Annotated in this window: 12 protein-coding genes and 1 tRNA gene; 4 read left to right on the top strand and 9 right to left on the bottom strand. The window is 63.1% G+C overall.

From position 1 onward, the window contains the following. Positions 1 to 78: 78 nt before the first annotated feature. The 3 genes from clpX to tig form a co-directional block, all read right to left on the bottom strand. On the bottom strand, positions 79 to 1350 hold the full coding sequence (gene clpX / locus M0D64_RS12125) for an ATP-dependent Clp protease ATP-binding subunit ClpX (RefSeq protein ID WP_007182009.1): 1272 nt from the start codon (positions 1348 to 1350) through the stop codon (positions 79 to 81). A 197-nt stretch (positions 1351 to 1547) separates the two neighbouring features. Further along, on the bottom strand, positions 1548 to 2201 hold the full coding sequence (clpP, locus tag M0D64_RS12120; RefSeq protein ID WP_007182010.1) for an ATP-dependent Clp endopeptidase proteolytic subunit ClpP: 654 nt from the start codon (positions 2199 to 2201) through the stop codon (positions 1548 to 1550). Positions 2202 to 2407: 206 nt separating this feature from the next. Beyond that, positions 2408 to 3754: a trigger factor gene (gene tig / locus M0D64_RS12115; RefSeq protein WP_266257861.1), complete on the bottom strand. Its 1347-nt coding sequence runs from the start codon at positions 3752 to 3754 to the stop codon at positions 2408 to 2410. A 566-nt stretch (positions 3755 to 4320) separates the two neighbouring features. Between tig and M0D64_RS12110 the strand changes: the two genes are divergently transcribed. Continuing rightward, positions 4321 to 5466 (top strand): glycerate kinase, encoded by a 1146-nt coding sequence (locus M0D64_RS12110; protein ID WP_266257860.1) that lies wholly within the window; start codon positions 4321 to 4323, stop codon positions 5464 to 5466. A gap of 63 nt (positions 5467 to 5529) precedes the next feature. After that, positions 5530 to 5982: a MarR family winged helix-turn-helix transcriptional regulator gene (locus tag M0D64_RS12105; RefSeq protein WP_266257859.1), complete on the top strand. Its 453-nt coding sequence runs from the start codon at positions 5530 to 5532 to the stop codon at positions 5980 to 5982. A 162-nt stretch (positions 5983 to 6144) separates the two neighbouring features. Here M0D64_RS12105 and M0D64_RS12100 read toward each other — a convergent pair whose 3' ends face one another. Both M0D64_RS12100 and M0D64_RS12095 read right to left on the bottom strand, forming a co-directional pair. Then, a complete protein-coding gene (locus M0D64_RS12100) occupies positions 6145 to 7668 on the bottom strand; it encodes a DUF3999 domain-containing protein (protein WP_266257858.1) in 1524 nt (507 codons plus the stop codon). Continuing rightward, positions 7665 to 11102: a DUF2339 domain-containing protein gene (locus tag M0D64_RS12095; RefSeq protein WP_266257857.1), complete on the bottom strand. Its 3438-nt coding sequence runs from the start codon at positions 11100 to 11102 to the stop codon at positions 7665 to 7667. The genes M0D64_RS12100 and M0D64_RS12095 overlap by 4 nt, the downstream gene beginning before the upstream one ends. Before the next feature lie 514 nt (positions 11103 to 11616). Here M0D64_RS12095 and M0D64_RS12090 point away from each other — a divergent pair. Next, positions 11617 to 11910, top strand: a complete 294-nt coding sequence (locus M0D64_RS12090) for a hypothetical protein (protein WP_266257856.1) — start codon at positions 11617 to 11619, stop codon at positions 11908 to 11910. Between the two features lie 112 nt (positions 11911 to 12022). Here the strand turns inward: M0D64_RS12090 and M0D64_RS12085 are convergent. Further along, a tRNA-Leu gene (locus M0D64_RS12085) sits at positions 12023 to 12109 on the bottom strand. Between the two features lie 219 nt (positions 12110 to 12328). Here M0D64_RS12085 and M0D64_RS12080 point away from each other — a divergent pair. Further along, entirely contained in the window at positions 12329 to 13153 is an 825-nt protein-coding gene (locus M0D64_RS12080; RefSeq protein WP_266257977.1) for a squalene/phytoene synthase family protein, read from the top strand. Positions 13154 to 13206: 53 nt separating this feature from the next. Here the strand turns inward: M0D64_RS12080 and M0D64_RS12075 are convergent, their stop codons facing one another. From M0D64_RS12075 to M0D64_RS12065, 3 genes are all read right to left on the bottom strand, one after another. After that, complete coding sequence (locus M0D64_RS12075; RefSeq protein ID WP_266257855.1) at positions 13207 to 14424, bottom strand: DUF1501 domain-containing protein; 1218 nt, start codon at positions 14422 to 14424, stop codon at positions 13207 to 13209. Between the two features lie 127 nt (positions 14425 to 14551). Beyond that, positions 14552 to 16186: a DUF1800 family protein gene (locus tag M0D64_RS12070; RefSeq protein ID WP_266257854.1), complete on the bottom strand. Its 1635-nt coding sequence runs from the start codon at positions 16184 to 16186 to the stop codon at positions 14552 to 14554. 170 nt (positions 16187 to 16356) lie between these two features. Beyond that, the gene (locus M0D64_RS12065; protein WP_266257853.1) at positions 16357 to 16689 is read right to left on the bottom strand and encodes a hypothetical protein; all 333 of its coding nucleotides are present in this window, start codon (positions 16687 to 16689) and stop codon (positions 16357 to 16359) included. Positions 16690 to 16735 lie beyond the last annotated feature (46 nt).

Raw genomic sequence — 16735 nt, 5'->3', positions numbered from 1 at the left:
CCATCCTGACCACACGATAAACGAAAAAAGCCGTTCACGTTGCCATGAACGGCTTTTTTTGCAGAACCCGAAAGCCGATCAGTTCGAACCCGCCACTTTGGGCGCGTCTTCGTAGATCAGTAGGGGTTTACCGTCGCCGTCAATCACGTTGTCGTCGATGATGACCTTGCTAACACCTTTCATCTGCGGCAGGTCGTACATGACATCAAGCAACGCCTGTTCCAGGATGGAGCGCAGGCCGCGAGCGCCCGTCTTGCGACGGATCGCTTTACGTGCGACAGCCTGCAACGCAGCCGGGCGAATTTCGAGCTCGACGCGTTCCATATTGAACAGCTTGTGGTATTGCTTCACCAGAGCATTCTTCGGTTCGACGAGGATCTTCATCAACGCGACTTCGTCGAGTTTGCCGAGCGTAGCCACCACCGGCAGACGGCCGATCAGTTCAGGAATCAGGCCGAACTTGATCAGATCTTCCGGTTCCACTTCGCGCAGCACTTCGCCGGCATCGCGGTCCTGCTTGCTCTTCACGCTTGCGCCGAAGCCGATACCGGTTTTCTCGGTACGGTCGACGATGACTTTCTCGAGGCCGTCGAATGCGCCACCGCAAATGAACAGAATATTGGTGGTGTCGACCTGGATGAAGTCCTGATTCGGATGCTTACGGCCACCTTGCGGCGGCACCGACGCCATCGTGCCTTCAACCAGTTTCAGCAAAGCCTGTTGCACGCCTTCGCCCGACACATCGCGGGTGATCGACGGGTTGTCGGACTTGCGGCTGATCTTGTCGATTTCGTCGATGTAGACAATGCCGCGCTGGGCCTTGTCGACTTCGTAATTGCAATTCTGCAGCAGCTTCTGAATGATGTTCTCGACGTCTTCGCCGACGTAGCCGGCTTCCGTCAGCGTCGTTGCATCGGCAATGACGAACGGGACGTTCAGAAGGCGTGCGAGCGTCTGCGCGAGCAAGGTCTTGCCGGAACCGGTCGGGCCGATCAGCAGAATGTTGCTCTTGGACAGCTCGATCTCGTCCTTCTTGTCGAGGTGCTTGAGGCGCTTGTAGTGGTTGTACACCGCGACCGCGAGAATCTTCTTCGCGCGTTCCTGACCGATCACGTACTGGTCGAGGATTTCACGGATTTCCTGCGGACTCGGCAGATCGGACTTGGACAAGCCCGCCTCGATGCCCGCACCTGCAGCCTCATCGCGGATGATTTCGTTGCACAGGTCGATACATTCATCACAGATGAACACCGACGGGCCGGCAATCAGTTTTTTGACTTCATGCTGGCTCTTGCCACAGAACGAGCAATACAACAGCTTTTCGCTGTTAGAACCTTTCTTGTCCGCCATAGATGTGTGAGCCTCCGGACACTCGATTACATGATACGCCGTTTGCCCCGGCCTCGCAGTTTGGGCGCGGCAGGGCTTGAGCCAAGGTGACGGCGTTTGCCGCAGGCACTCGGACGAGTCTTGATTATTTCACAACCGATCCGACGACGGCCTCGCCCCGTTTTGGGGCAAGACCGCACCGGCGTTTCAAGGACACTTCAAGGACGCTTGTGCGCCACCTGGTCAACCAGACCGTAAGCTTGCGCGTCATCGCCGGACATGAAATTGTCGCGGTCGGTGTCGCGTGCAATACGCTCGACCGGCTGGCCGGTGTGGTGCGCGAGCAGATGATTCAGCCGTTCCTTCAGGTACAGGATTTCACGCGCCTGGATTTCTATGTCCGACGCCTGGCCGCGCGCCCCGCCCAGCGGTTGGTGAATCATCACACGTGAATTCGGCAGCGCAAAACGCTTGCCCTTCGCGCCGGCCGCCAGCAGGAACGCGCCCATACTGGCCGCGAGACCCATGCACAGCGTCGACACGTCCGGCTTGATGAACTGCATCGTGTCGTAGATCGCCATCCCGGCCGAAACCGAACCACCCGGGCTGTTGATGTAGAAGCTGATGTCCTTGTCCGGGTTTTCACTTTCAAGGAACAACATCTGCGCGACGACGAGGTTGGCCGTCTGGTCGTTCACTTCGCCCACCAGGAACACGATGCGTTCCTTCAGCAGACGCGAATAGATGTCATACGAGCGCTCGCCCCGGCCGCTCGTTTCCACGACGATCGGCACCAGTCCGAGCGCCTGCGCTTCGAGATCCCGGGACGACTGGGAGGTCAACGTGTCCAGCATTTGGGCGCGAAAGGTCATGCAATGGATCCTTGTCTGGAAATATTCTAAATATTAGATGCTAGACAGGTGTGGCCGACGAGCCCGTATTCAAGTGCGCGATCAGTGCGAGCGCGGCGTGCGACGCAGTGTGAAACGCGCCATGCAAAACGCACCGTACTTTCACAGCACAAAAAAACGGCGTGCGGGCCGTCGCTCCGACAGCCGGCACGCCGTTGCAGCGACGCTTACGCTTGCGCCGTTGCGCTTGCCAGTTCTTCGAAGCTTACTTCCTTGTCCGTCACCTTGGCCTTGCTGAGGACGAAATCGACGACGTTGGCTTCAACGACGTACGCTTCCATTTCTGCAAGACGTTGCTGATTGGAATAATACCAGCGGACGACTTCCTTCGGGTCTTCGTAGCTTTTCGCGAATTCGTCGACTTCGGCACGAATCTGCTCCGGCTTGGCTTGCAGTTCGTTGGCCTTGACCAGCTCGGCCAGCACGAGGCCCAGCTTGACGCGACGCTCAGCCTGTTCCTTGAACATTTCAGCCGGGATCGGTGCGTCAGCGGCGTTCGGCACGCCACGTTGCTCGAGGTCCTGACGGGCCATGCCGACGAGGCGCTCCTGATCTTGTGCGATCAAGGCGCTCGGCACGTCGAGTTCCGAAATCTTCAGCAACGCGTCCATCACCTGATTCTTGACGATGGCTTGCGTGCGGCGCTTCGCTTCGCGTTCGAGATTGTCTTTGATCTCAGCGCGCATCTTGACCAGATCGCCGTCTTCGATACCGAGCGACTTTGCGAATTCAGCGTCGATTTCCGGCAGATGCGGCCACTCGATCTTCTTCATCGTGATCGTGAATTGCGCGGTCTTACCGGCGACATCCTTGCCGTGATAGTCAGCCGGGAAAGCCAGGTCGAATTCCTTCGATGCGCCGACCGCGAGGCCCAGCGCTGCCTTTTCGAATTCCGGCAGCATGCGGCCTTCGCCCAGCACGAATGCGAAGTCTTCAGCGCTGCCGCCCTGGAACACTTCACCGTCGATCTTGCCGACGAAGTCGACCGTCACGCGGTCGCCGTCTTTAGCCGCCGTGTCCGCGCCGCCGTCGCCATGCTCGCCGGCTTCGCCACGAGCGTGGAAGTGCACGCGCTGCTTGCGCAGGATGTCCAGCGTGCGGTCGATTTCCGCTTCGCTGATGGTGGTCGTGGTGCGTTCGATTTCGGCCGTGGCGACGTCGCCCAGCTTCACTTCCGGATACACCTCGAACGTCGCGTCGAACGCGTAATCGCCTTCAGCAGCGTCGGCCTTCGGCGCGAAGCTCGGCTGACCGGCAACGCGCAGGTTTTCGGCGCGGCTGATATCGAAAAATTCCTTGCCGACCTTGTCGCTCAGCACTTCAGCTTCAACCTGGCCCGAATACTGTTGCGTCACCATCTTGAGCGGCACCTTGCCCGGGCGGAAACCAGGCATGCGCACGTTCTTTGCCAGTTGGCGGATACGCGAGTCCACTTCCTTCTGCACGGCGTCCTTCGGCAGGGAAATCGTTACGCGGCGTTCGAGCTTGCCGATGTTTTCAACAACGTTAGCCATGGCTTCAATCGTCCTAAAATTATTCGAGCGAATCAGTTATCTTCTCCGTGCCGCTTTTCGATGCCGCGTTCAAGTCGCTCAGCATCGATTGCGCGCCTGCGCCGCGGGCTTGCAGGCCGCCGGCAGCACGGTTGGGTCCAAAGAGCCAAATATTTTAGCAAACTATTTGCGCGCTTAGCCGGGATTCGATGATTGCGCGCGCTTTTATCGGTGTTCGGGCCGCTTTCCGCGCTGTTTTTCATCTGTTTGCGGGTTGTCTGGTGGCTGTTCGCTGCCTGCTTCACGCCCACCCACTATCAGTTTTCAGCCCGCTTGCGGCGGCTTGACGATCCCTTTCGCCTTCCACGCTTCCTCCGGAAGCGCCTGCGCGACCGATAGCGTCGCGCCTGCCGCCCGCGTTCGCACGGATGGATCCCGCACGCCCCTTCACGGACAATCCCGGCTATGCCATTCGACATATTCAGTCGGCGCGCCCATGCTGATAAGCTTACGGACGCGCTCGGGGCTGCGCCCGCATCTGTTCAATTCACCCGCCCTCGCAACGACTCCAACCATTCAGAGACATCATGCCGAATTTGCCGTCCTCGCCTGTCGTCGTCATTGCTCCCGATTCCTTCAAAGGTTCGCTCAGCGCGGAACAGGTCGCACAGGCGATTGCGTCCGGCATCCAGCGCTCCCGGCCGGACGCCAGCGTGCGCATCTGTCCGATGGCCGACGGCGGGGAAGGCACGCTCGACGCCATGCTCACGAGTGGCGGCGAACGCCGCAAGCTGAGCGTGCGCGGTGCGGCCGGTCCGGTGCGTGAAGCACTCACCGGCCTGCTTGCGGATGGCAGCGCGATCATCGAAACGGCGGAAATCGTCGGCATTACCGATCCGGTCGGCATGGGCGTACCGGTCGAGGCGCGCAGCACGCGCGGTATGGGCGAAGCGATTCGCGCGCTGCTCGATGCAGGCGTGCGGCGCTTTTTCGTCGCGCTCGGCGGCAGCAGCACGAACGACGGTGGCGCCGGCTTGCTGGCCGGCCTCGGGCTGAAACTTTTCGACGCACAGGACAAAGAACTCGACGCCACGCCCGAACAACTCGCGCGCGTGGCGCGCCTCGACGTGTCGCAACTTGACGCTCGCCTCGCGGACACGCAGTTCGTCGGCATGTCGGACGTGGATAACCCCCTGACCGGCGATCACGGCGCAACCGCGGTGTTCGGTCCGCAAAAGGGTGTGAAGCCGGAACAGGTTGCCCCGATCGACGCCGCCCTCGCCCGCTTCGCCGATCTGCTCGAGGCCGCGCTAGGGCGCACGGCACGCGACCAACCCGGCGCGGGTGCGGCCGGTGGCCTCGGCTTTGCGCTGCACATGCTCGGTGCGCAGTTCGAGCCGGGCGCGGAAACCGTCGCGCGCCAGATCGGCCTGGACGCAGCGCTTGAGGGCGCGAACTGGCTGATCACCGGCGAAGGGCGCTCGGACGTGCAAACGCTGCACGGTAAGGCGCCGTTCATTGCTTGCCGTCATGCGCAGGCGGCGGGCGTGCCGGCCACGCTGCTCTCCGGCGCGGTCGACTCAGCGGCGCTACCGCGCCTCGCCGAATACTTCAATGGCTGCTTCTCTCCGGCCCCGGGGCCGATCACGCTCGAGGTTGCGATTCGCGACGCGGCGCGTTTGCTGGCGGACGCGGCCGAACAGTTGACGCGCCTGAAATACGGCGCGCGTTGACCGACGGAACGGTTGCGGCAACAATCACAGCGCCACGACCGCGCCACTCATCACGGGAAGACAATGAAGGCCTCCGCCAGAACCGGACTCGAACAGTTGCTTACGTACCGTCTGCATGTCCTGAACAAACTCGCCGAGCGTGGCATCAGCGAGCGCTATCAGGACAAACTGGACGTGACATTGCCTGAAGCAAGGGTGGTTGCGTCGGTGGGCTCGTTCGGACCGTTTTCGATCATGGAACTGGCGCGGCACGCCAACCTCGACAAGAGTCAGGCGAGCCGTGCGGCTGAGGCGTTGATCAAACAAGGACTCGTCAAGCGCGAACCGAGCGCCGAAGACGGGCGCGTCGTGCTGGTGTCGCTAACCCCTGAAGGCCGCGCGCTCTATCGCAAGGTGATGCCGATCGCGCGTAAGTGGAACGGGGATATGTTCGACTGCCTCGACGAACAGGAAAAACTCGCGTTCGGCGGGGCGCTGGACAAGATCATCAACACGATGTCGGAGCGCGAGGAGTAAGTAACGGCGCGCCCAGCCGCGGCGTGCCCGCGCCGTGCAATCCTCTGGCGCCGCGCGATCGCTCTGTGCGGCGCGATTCCGCGACTGCAGTGCAGCCCCAGGGCACCTTCCAATTGCTCGGCTTCTTGCAATCCTCTACGCCGAAATACGCCCGCACCGAAGTCACTTCTTTTCGGTGCTTTGACCGTCAGCGCTGGCGGTGCCTGCGTCCTTGGCTGTAGCGCTCGCCGCGCCTGACTCGCCGAGCGCATCGCCTGCCAATCCGCCGGCGCCGGCCGCGCCACCCACTCCACCGCCGCCATCGGCCACTCCCCCAGCCTGAGCCCCGGCCTGCCCCTGAGCGCCACGCGCAAGCCGCCAGGCGATCGCGCCGAGCGAGCCGACGGCCAGCAACAAAGCGGCCCACAACATATAGCGCCGCATCGCATCGGGGTCTTTGCCCGATGACTGCGCGTCAGCCTCCTGCCCAACGGGCAGTTCCTCACCCAGCCGCGCCGCCACGGCAACCGACGAAGCGCCCATCAGCAGATCCACCCGGCTCACCGCCGACGACACCGCAGCCGCACTCCCCACCGCCAGCGTGAACGGCTCAGCGCCGCGCGCGACGAACGTGAGCGTCGCCGGACGCCAGCCCGCGGCGACGGTCAACGCGCCGCTTCCCAAACCGCCATTGCGGGTGTCGACCACCACGCGCCATTGGCGATCCGTGTCGGGCGCCATTTCAAGCGATGGATTGCTCTGCTCCACCGTGCCGTTATGCAAGCGGAACAGCGTCGCGCTCGATACCTCTCGCCACGCCGTCTCCAGACCCGAGCGCGAATAGACGACGGCCGGCGCCACGGTATTCGGCTGTGGGAGATTCAGGCGCAAACGATCGACGGGGTAAGGCCCGCCGGTCTCGAAGAAATACTCGCCGGTTTTCGGCCCCGGGCGGGCCACGATACCTTCGCGCCATTGCCGTTGCATATCCGCGCGCTGCGCCGCGCCGGCGCTGGCCACCTGCACCTGAGCGTCGATCGATTCGACATACGGCGCGCCGTCGAGCCAGTGCAAGCGCAGATAACGCGCGCGCATCCCGTTGAGTTCGATGCGATCCTGGCTCAGCGTGCTGCCGTTGTAGCTGACCTTGAGCAGTTGCGCCTCGCCCGCGGGTTGCCAGTTGCGCAGATCGTCACTCGACTCGACGCTGACGCGCCCCTGGTAATTGTCGTCACGCACATGCACGACCAATGCCTCGACCCGAGCTTCGCCCCGCGCCTCGCGCGTGACGTCGATCAGGTCGGTGTCATGTTGTGCGCGATCGGGCGGCGCTGACGTTGCCCGCAGCGATCCGTCGGCGGCGATCGTCACGCCGAGTGGCGCACCGGTGCTGCCCGAAGCGGCGGGCGGCAAGGGAAACCAGTGCACCGGCCGCAATGTGGCCGGTGCGCGGGCCGACTCACGTGGCGCGTCGAGCGAATAAGGCACAGGTTCGCCGGCGCCATTGAATACGCGCACGTCGCCGAGATCGTTGCGCTGGCTGGCAGCGTAGACGGTAGCCGGAAGCGTCACGCTGTAATAGGCGGCGCCGCTTTCGAGTTCGAGCGCAAAACGCTGCGCAAAACGATCGGCCGCAACGGCCGCCGTCGATACCCACACAGACGAGATCGCAAGACACCACCCCGCCGCTATCAAGACACGCTTCATTGCTCAGTTTCCAGAACTGCCGCTTTGGGCGGCAACGGCGAGAAGTAGCCGATCAGCAGCAGCATCAGGCCGATACCGATGAACGACACGATCCGTTCGATACCCGTCACGTGCGACAAATCGAACAGGAACAGCTTGACGACGGTCACCGCCAGCAGGCCACCGCCGATGAACCAGAATATCCGGCTGGCCCGGCGAGTTGCCCAGATCATCATAGCCAATGCGCAGACTGTCCAGAACACCGATATCGAAGCCTGCACGAGCATCGAGCGTGACATCTCGTCGAGCTGATACGGCACGCCGATCCAGTGATGCAGCGTGCGCAGCAGCATCGCGTTGAGCCAGATGAATCCGGTCACGCCGACCGCCACCTGCAACGGCACACGGTATTCGCCGACCGGCACACCCAGGCGGCTGATGCGCACGAGCCACAACGCCGCCAGCGCAAAAATCACCGCCTGCACCAGGTCGAGCGGATTGAGCAGCGGCAGCCGCGCCCACGCGCCGCCGTCCTGTGTCAGGTTCGCGTAGAACGTCCAGACCCACATCACCAGCACGAGCGGCGTCGACGCGATCGCGCACAAGCGCACGATGCTGTCGCGACGCGCGAGCCACAGCCCGGCAAATGCAAACGCGCTCCAGCCGACCAGAAACACCTGCTGAAAATTGAACGACGCCAGCACCGCATCGACATCGTACGCCGCATGGAAATGATGATGCAGCGTGCGCAGCAGCAATGCGTTGAACCATAGGAAGAGCGTGGCGAGCACCGCGTAGTCGAACGCTCGCGGATGCCAGTGCACACCGAGTGCGCGCAGCCGCCGCAGCCACACGGCGCAGGCGATCAACGAGAGGATCTGCGCCACATCCAGCGGATTGAGAATCGGTAGCCAGAAGAGCGGCGCGGCGCTGCCGTCGCTCGTCACACTCGCGATGCTCCACACCCACAGCAAGGCGGCGAGCGGCGTCGCTGCCCACACCTGATAGGCCGTTACGAAACGCGCGACCGGCCAGCGCAAACGATGCCCGACGCCCGCCACCAACAACAGCAGAATGCCGAAGCCATAAGCCCACGCACTCCAGCTCCATGCGCCTTCCGGCACGTAGGCGCGCAAGCCCCAATAGCCTTCGAGCGCGATGAGCGCGCCGGCTGTCCAGAACATCAGTGTATGAAGCGGCGCAAGCACACGATGACCGACGTCGCGCTGCTGACGCCACAGCAACAAGTAGGTAGACGCGGCGGCAACAGCGCACACCAGCCAACCGTAACCACTGACCGGCGCCATGCTCAACATGAACAGACTCAACATCAGCAGAGCGAGAACCGGTACGAGCGCCAGCGCCGGCAGTTCGGCGAGCGGCCAACGAAGCTTGCGGCGCGCGCCGTGCGCGAGCCACGCTGTCAGAACGGCGAACAGCGCGACGACGGCAGTCTCGAAACGATCGCGATCATATGCAAGATGCGCCTGCGCGTACGCGTCGATTTCGTGGAGACCGCCAGAGACCCACCACAACACCCCCCACACGCCAGCGACAAGGCCGATCTGCGGCATCCATGCGTGCCACGCGCCCGCCTCGCTGCGCCCATGCAACCGCCATCCCGTGAAGATGCCCGCGACCGCGATCAGCACGCTCGCGATGTACGCGCCGTTGAGCACCGGCCACGCATGCGCGGCATCGATCTGCGCGAGCGTGCCGACCACATACGCGCCCGCCGCGGCCAGTTGCATCAGCAAGCCGAAGCCAAACGCGATCAGGCGCCGCTGACGCACAGCAAGCCAGGTGATCGCGGCGCCTTCGATTGCCCAGGTCGCGCTCGTGGTCGGTCCGGTGAAAGCAAGCGGGACAGCGAGCGTGGCGAAGATCACGGCCAGCGCGAGCATGGCCTCGAACATCATGCCAAGGTGCGCGCGCCGCCGCGCCAGCCAGGCCGCAATCGCGAGGTAGAACGCGGCCAGCGCCACCGCGCTCCACGCGAGACCGAATTCGGTGCCTTTCATCATCGCCGCTTGCAGACCAATCGCGACGAGCGGCGTGCCGAACACCAGCGTGCCGTCGACGTAATGCTTGAGCGCGACCTCGCGGCGCACCGCGTAGAGCAACGCGATGCCGACATACATCAGGAAGAACAGGATCAGGAACGGTTCGGTGCTGGCAAGCAGCTCGGGCCGGTAAGCCGTCACGCCCCACGCGGCGCCGATCGAAAACGTGAACACGAAACCGAGCAGATTCAGGGGACGCCACGCCTTGAACCACGCGATCGCGAAAATGCCCGCGTTGAGCAGCGCGTAGTAGCTGAACAGCATCACGTGACTGCCGCCGCCCGTCGAGAGGAGCACCGGTGCGAGGAAACCGCCTGCACTGCCCATGAAGGCCAGCGACGACGCGTTCTGCCGTACCGCCAGAAGCGCGCTCAAGCCGCAGATCGCGATCATCAACGGCAAGGCTGCGCCTGCCGGCAGCAGATGGTAGAGCCTGGTTGCGGCGAACACGGTCAGATAGAGCACGCCGACGCCACCGCCCTGCAGGATCAGCCCGTAGGCGCCGCGGCGCTCGCCGATGCGCCAGCCGAGTCCGATCAGCACGGTTGCGGCAAGCGCGACGCCGGCGAGGCGGAATTCGATCGGCAGCAGGCTGTTGTCGGCCGCGTATTTGAGCAGGAACGCAATGCCGAAGAACAGCACGATGATGCCGACCCGCACAACCGTGTTGCCGCCGAATAGCCAGTCACGGCCACTTTTGAAGATGCGTTCGGCGAAACCGGGACCGCGCGGTGGTGCTGGCGGGGTTTGCGCTGGCAGAGGGTCGGTGGAAAGCGCTGGCCCGGCGGACGGCGGCAACGGCAGAGGCGATCCGGCGGACGGCGGCAACGCCATTGGGCTGAGTGACTCAGCATTCAGCGTGCTCGATGCGCTCGGCTCGCTTGACGCGGGCGTACCGGCCATCGCGGGCGGCGTAACCGCGCTGGCGCTCACCGTCGAGCGTACGGCTGCCGGCTGCGTAGGCGTTGCCTGAAACTCGCGATGCGGCTTCTGCCCCGCTGCGGGCGGCATCGCGTACGAACGCGGCACGACATTGGCCGGACGCAGTTTGAACGTCGCAGGCTCACCATCCGCGCTTTCAGTCGCCGATGCGCCGGTGACGCTGGCCCGCAATTCGTGGATCTCGCCGCGCAGAGCGACGATCTCGCGCTCAAGTTGCTCGACGCGCGCGGCCAGTTCGCCGGATGGGCTGCCAGGTGGGCTCAGGATATCGGCCGTAACAGGCTTGGACGCGGGTTCGTTCGCGATGTCCGGGCGCTTCTTTTGCAGCAGACGTGCGAGCGCAACCCCGGCCACTCCCCCCATCAACGCACCGAAGCCGATCGAGAAATCGTTCGAGACGGCGGCGATTATCCCGACCACCACGCCGATCACGGCAAATATCACGCTCATCGCATCCCTCTTTTATTGTCTTCTGTTGCGAGATCCATTTGTCGCCCGGATTAATCCGAGAATATCGCGTCAGCAATACGGCGAAAAGCGGCGCGCAGAATACCACGTAAAGCGCGCTTTCGAGCCATCGAGCGAGCGCAGTCGAATCGTCACGCTTATTTGCTGATGCATATCGGTTTTTTCCAACTTTGCGCGCTTGTTTCCCCAGATTAATCCGCCGGCGGGTAGGCACGAGCGTATAGCGTGCATTAACAATCTACGCAATATGGGTGACAACGGATAGCACCCGATCTCAGGCGCAACTCGATGGGCACACCGATTACATGGACAAATCCGGCAGCGGTGCCCAACTCCATATTGCTTAATAGCCTGACCGCGCTGAAAACCATCGTCACACTTCGAACACGGCAGACCCGGCGAGGCAGCCGCGTTCGCGGCAACCCGCCAAGCATGTCAAAATTCGGGATCGGCCACCAGGCCTTCAGTCACCCCCATTTCATCCAGGGAAGCTTCAGTGGACATCAACAAACAGGTAGCGGCCCTCACCGCCTCGGAACTTCAAACCGCCGGCGCGAGCCAGGCGACGGCGATCGCCGTCAGTGTGCTGCTGCGTCATCTGCGCTCGCCTGAGCTGGCAAAACTGTTGTCATCGTCGTTCGAAAACCACCAGGCGGTCATGCTGCAAACGCCGTGGCCCGATCAGATGCTGCAGGCGTTCGAATCGACCCGCCGCTTTCTCGAAGGCGCCGTGCAAGCCGAGTTGCCAGGCACGCAAGCCGAACCGCAACCGCCAGCACCGGACGCTTGAGCGCAGCCGGGCACGCAAGGCCTGGCGCGAAGTCACACGAAAAACAAAAAACCCCGCCAGTCCAAAGACTTAACGGGGTTCTCTGCTTAACGGGTTCTCTACTACACAGGGATGGTGCGAGGGAGGGGACTCGAACCCCTACACCCTTGCGGGCGTCAGGACCTAAACCTGGTGCGTCTACCAATTTCGCCACCCTCGCAGCCGGGCAAAGCGCTGTGCGTTCTACCCGATGTCCTGCATGCTCACGGCCGCGTTAAAACCCGCGCCCGAAAGCGTAAGCGCGAGATTCTAACCGATTGATTCGCACTTGTCTGCATTTGCTCGTGCATCGCCCCGCGGGGCGTCGATGCTACAATTTTTGGCTAAACGCACGCACACCGTGCCCCTGTTCGCCTGCCCTTCCCCACATTCCTATCCCGTGAATTTCGACGAATACTGCCACCAGAAAGCGGCGCCGCCCGGATCGAGCACTTACTATGCGCTTCGGCAGGCGCCCGCGGCGAGCCAACCGCTCCTGACCGCGCTGTTCGCGCTGCGTCGCGAGTTCGAGGAAACCGTTAAGGAAACCAGTGATCCGGCCATCGGCCGCACCAAACTCGCGTGGTGGCAAAACGAACTCGCTGCGCTGGCTTCGGGCTCACCGTCACATCCGGTTTCCAAGGCACTGGCGGCTTATCTGCCTAACGTAGAGGCCGAATATCCCGAGTTGCAGGCCTTGCTCGCCGGTTTCGAAATGGACCTCGACCAGTCGCGCTATCTCGACTACCCGAATCTGCGGCGCTATGTGCAAGGCGTCGGCGGCACCTTCGCGTCGCTGGTCGCGCGTGCTACGGCGAAAGACACCGCGCAGGCGTCGAACTGGTCCGCGCCGCTCGGCGAGGCACTGCAGCTTGCGCAGTTCGTCGCCGAAACCGGCAATGATGCGCGCCACGGCCGCATCTATATTCCGATCGATGAAATGCAGCGCTTTAACGTCACCGCTGCGGATCTGATCAATCGGAAATACTCCGATGCGTTTACCGAACTGATGCGCTTCGAGACCAAGCGGGCGCGCGACGCGTTGCAAGCAGCGCTCGCTGCCATGCCCGCGAATGAGCGCCGCTCGCAGCGCACGCTCGTGGCGCAGGCGGCACTTGCCCTGGCGCTGCTGGATGAAATCGAACGTGACGGCTATCACATGCTGCATCAGCGCATTGCGTTGACGCCGATCCGCAAACTCTGGATCGCGTGGCGCGCCAGGTAGGCGAGCGATACAACGGCCGCCACCTCATGCCGATGAGGCAACGCCGTCCGTCATCAGACGCGTAGCAACGGCAGCGGCTCGAACCGCTGCTGCAGGATCGCGGACGCGTCGAGCCCCCACCACGGCCCGAGCACGGTCGCGTAGAGTTGCTGAAAATCGACGCCGACCGGCAAGTTACCATTGCCGTCGAGCCGCGCGAGCACCGGCGGCACGCCGTACAAACCGCCCCGCACTCGCCCGCCCATGACGAAATGCGGCGCCACGGTGCCATGGTCGGTGCCGTTGCTCTGATTCTCACGCGGGCGCCGGCCAAACTCGGCATAGGTCATCACCAGCGTCTCGTTCCAGCGGCCGAGTTCCACCAGCGCCGACTTCATCGACGCAAACCCATCGGCCAGTTGCTTGAGCAACGCCGCCTGTTGACCCGGCTGGTTCTGGTGCGTATCGAAGCCGTTCAGCGTCAAACGGATCACCGCGACGCCCTGCCCGCTCTTCGGCTGACCTTGCGGGGTATTCCCAGCCGCGAGCACCTGCATCGCCGTCTTGATCGAACCGCCGAATGCGCCACCGGGAAACACCGTCTTCAATTGCGCCTGACCTTGTGTGGGGCGCAGACGATCGGCGGCTTTCACGATGTCGTTCTCGACGTCGAGAATGTGCGCCAACTCCGGATTGCGCTCGTGCAGCGACACCGGCGTGACGAGGCGCGAAGCCTTGACGAACTGCGCCGGATTGACCAGCGCGATCGCGCGTGCGCCGTTGGCGAGCGGTCCCATTTCGGCGCTGCCGATCACCACGCCGTCGGCGGCAAAACCGGCGGGCACCGGCGCCTGCGCGAACGCACGTGTGAGCCAGCCCTCGCGCAGATATTGATCCGAACGCGACGCGGTGTCCCAGATCTCGATCGAGCGGAAATGCGACAGATTCGGCTGCGCGTAGCTGACGCCCTGCACGATCGCCAGTTGCTGGCTCTGCCAAAGCGGCATCAGCGGCTGCAACGACGGATGCAGCGCGGTGCGCTCGTCGAGCTGGATCGCCTGCTCGCGTTTGATGCCGATGTTTTTACGCAGTTGATAGTAAGTGGGATCGGCAAACGGAATCACGGTATTCAAACCGTCGTTGCCGCCCTTCAGTTCGACGAGGATCAGCAGGTTGCCGTAACCTCGATTCGTTGAGCCGCCCACTTCTGCCGCCAGCGCACCGAACGCGTGTGGCAACCACAGCGTCGCGCCGGCGGCTGCGCCCATCGAGAGAAAGCTGCGTCGTTTCATCCTGCACCTCGTTCGATTGTCATGGCGCGTGTCGTGCCGCCGTCGACGGATCGTTTATTTGCGCTGCTCATCGGCGTTACACGGATGAGCAGCTCAATTCCGTCGCCGGTCCGCGCTGCTCACTTCCTCACTTCAATTGATAAGCCGGGTCCATCAGCAACGCCTCCAGATAAGCGCTGGCGGTCGAATCGGTTTCGATCGCGTCGACCGGTGTGAGCGGCAAGACCGCGTGCTGCAACTGAAGCTCCGCCGACAGCCCCGGCTTCGCCGTCGGCGCGGTGTTGTAATGCGCAAGCCACGTGTCGATGTCAAAGCGTACGCCACCCTGGCCGACCGGGCCGACACGCGCCATCGCGTGCTGCATCGGCGGACTCGCCTGCACATTGCCTGGTGCGCCACTCGCCGCGATCTTTGCGCCCACCGGATTGTTCATGTGCTGCGGACGGGCAGTCTCAGTCGCGCGAAACAGTTGCTCGACGAATTGCTTGCGCGCCAGCAGCGTCGAACTATTGATCCATATCGTACCTCCCGGCCATCCTTTGACGTTGGGTGGGTAGAACAGGTTCTCGCCGAGCGTACGGATCTGCGCGGCGAACGGTGCCGTGTTGTCGTAGCCGATGTCGAACGCACGCAATGTCCCAACCACGAACTCAACCGGCGATTTCACGAGGACGCCGCGATCGCCGTCGTCCCAGAACGCGTCGCTCATGAAAAGGCCGCGCAGCGCGACCTTGATATCGTAATGACTCGCGCGGAACTGCGCGGCGATCGGTGCGATGCGAGCGGGGTCCGGTGTATCGGAGACGAACTCGCGCCACAGCTTGGTCGTGACAAAAGTCGCGGTCTCCGGTCGCGCAAGCAGGATGTCGAGCACCTGATCGCCGTCGAACGGCCCGGTTTGACCGAGCACGGTCTTGTCGCCATCGTCGTGCTGGTTGGCGCGCCACACGTACGCCTGGGTGTCGGGATCGAGGCTCCACCCGGTGTAGGCACGCGCGGCTTCCGATACGTCGCGTTGTGTGTAGTGCCCTTCGCCCAGCGTGAACAGCTCCATCACTTCACGCGCGAAGTTTTCATTGGGCTTGCCCTTGCGATTGCTCGCGCCATCGAGGTATTGCAGCATCGCCGGATCTTTCGCGACGTCGTGCAACAGTTCGCCGAAGTTGCCGAGCGCGTCACGGCGCAACAGCATGTTTTGCTGCGCCATCTGCTGCGGATACTGGACCTTGTCCTGGCCGGACGTGAAGTGGTTGTGCCAGAAGAGCGTCATGCGCTCGGTCAGCGGCGACGGCGTGCTCAGCATCTCGCGCACCCACCACGCACGTAATAGTTCGTAACGCTGGCCGCGCAGGCGCTGCTCGTCGCGACGTTGATCGTCCGTCCATGTCTTGCGAATGTCGCGCGTTGGGATGGGTTCGAGCACCCAGTCCGGCAGCGGTGTGACAGCTTCGGTTCGGACTGTTGCGAGCACTTTGTCGACCGCCTGCTCGCGTGTGAGGCCAACGTACGGCGCGACCTCGCCACTATCGGGCGCAAAGCCGACGCGCGTCAGGAAGAAGCGCGCGTCGTCGGCGTCGAGAATATCCTGCTCGGCGGGAGAAACGGCCGATGCGGCAGCCGGCACGCGATGCGTGTTGCGGGGGGCATGGGTGGTGCCCTGCTGCGTGGCCGGCACGGGCGCACACCACGTCACGGCCGCGAGCGCAGTAGCCGTGACTGCCAGCCAGCGCCCACCTTTACCGCCTGTCAGCACTTTCATCATCGGTCATCCGGTTGCGAGGCGTCACGAAAAGGCATTCGCGCATGCGAAACGCGCTGTGCTCTGGCGGCTCAACGGCAGATGGAACGGGAAAGTTGACGGGGGAAGTGCAACGAAATCTTTCACGCGCGGAGAAAGCGCGACCGGCGTGCGTGGAGCAGGCACGGAAATAGCTACCTCTTATAGAGTTCGCGGACAGCGTCTTCGATGTGCTGCCGTAACAGACGCCGTTCGTCGGGCGTCATATGACCATCACGACGGCGTTGATCGAGATCGGGGGGAACTGCGGTGCGCAACATGACGTCTGACGCAGGGCGGTCGTTATTGACGTTGGGGTTGCGGCGACTCGCTTTGGGATTTGGCGGCCTGGGCGTGCGTTCGCTCGCAACTCTGTCCGCCGAAGGCTGGGCGTGGGCGAGCGTTGGTCCTAGTGTGCCTGTAAGCGTACCGGCAATCGCCAGTGCAATTACGCTCAGGCGCACATTCGGCCAAACCCCTCCCTTCATGTTGTTCCCTTCGTGGCGCGGCAACCGGCTACCTCAAATGCGTATA

The sequence above is a fragment of the Paraburkholderia sp. WS6 genome (assembly GCF_030464835.1).
GTDB lineage: Bacteria > Pseudomonadota > Gammaproteobacteria > Burkholderiales > Burkholderiaceae > Paraburkholderia > Paraburkholderia madseniana.
The sequence above is the reverse complement of the archived record's forward strand: the minus strand, read 5'-3'. Positions and strand labels throughout refer to the sequence as shown.

Excerpts from the sequence above, each read along its gene's own strand:
- M0D64_RS12110 (WP_266257860.1), top strand. The coding sequence starts at position 4,321 with ATGCCGAATTTGCCGTCCTCGCCTGTCGTCGTCATTGCTCCCGATTCC.
- M0D64_RS12065 (WP_266257853.1), bottom strand. The coding sequence starts at position 16,689 with ATGAAGGGAGGGGTTTGGCCGAATGTGCGCCTGAGCGTAATTGCACTG.
- clpX (WP_007182009.1), bottom strand. The coding sequence starts at position 1,350 with ATGGCGGACAAGAAAGGTTCTAACAGCGAAAAGCTGTTGTATTGCTCG.
- M0D64_RS12095 (WP_266257857.1), bottom strand. The coding sequence starts at position 11,102 with ATGAGCGTGATATTTGCCGTGATCGGCGTGGTGGTCGGGATAATCGCC.
- tig (WP_266257861.1), bottom strand. The coding sequence starts at position 3,754 with ATGGCTAACGTTGTTGAAAACATCGGCAAGCTCGAACGCCGCGTAACG.
- M0D64_RS12075 (WP_266257855.1), bottom strand. The coding sequence starts at position 14,424 with ATGAAACGACGCAGCTTTCTCTCGATGGGCGCAGCCGCCGGCGCGACG.
- clpP (WP_007182010.1), bottom strand. The coding sequence starts at position 2,201 with ATGACCTTTCGCGCCCAAATGCTGGACACGTTGACCTCCCAGTCGTCC.
- M0D64_RS12070 (WP_266257854.1), bottom strand. The coding sequence starts at position 16,186 with ATGATGAAAGTGCTGACAGGCGGTAAAGGTGGGCGCTGGCTGGCAGTC.
- M0D64_RS12105 (WP_266257859.1), top strand. The coding sequence starts at position 5,530 with ATGAAGGCCTCCGCCAGAACCGGACTCGAACAGTTGCTTACGTACCGT.
- M0D64_RS12100 (WP_266257858.1), bottom strand. The coding sequence starts at position 7,668 with ATGAAGCGTGTCTTGATAGCGGCGGGGTGGTGTCTTGCGATCTCGTCT.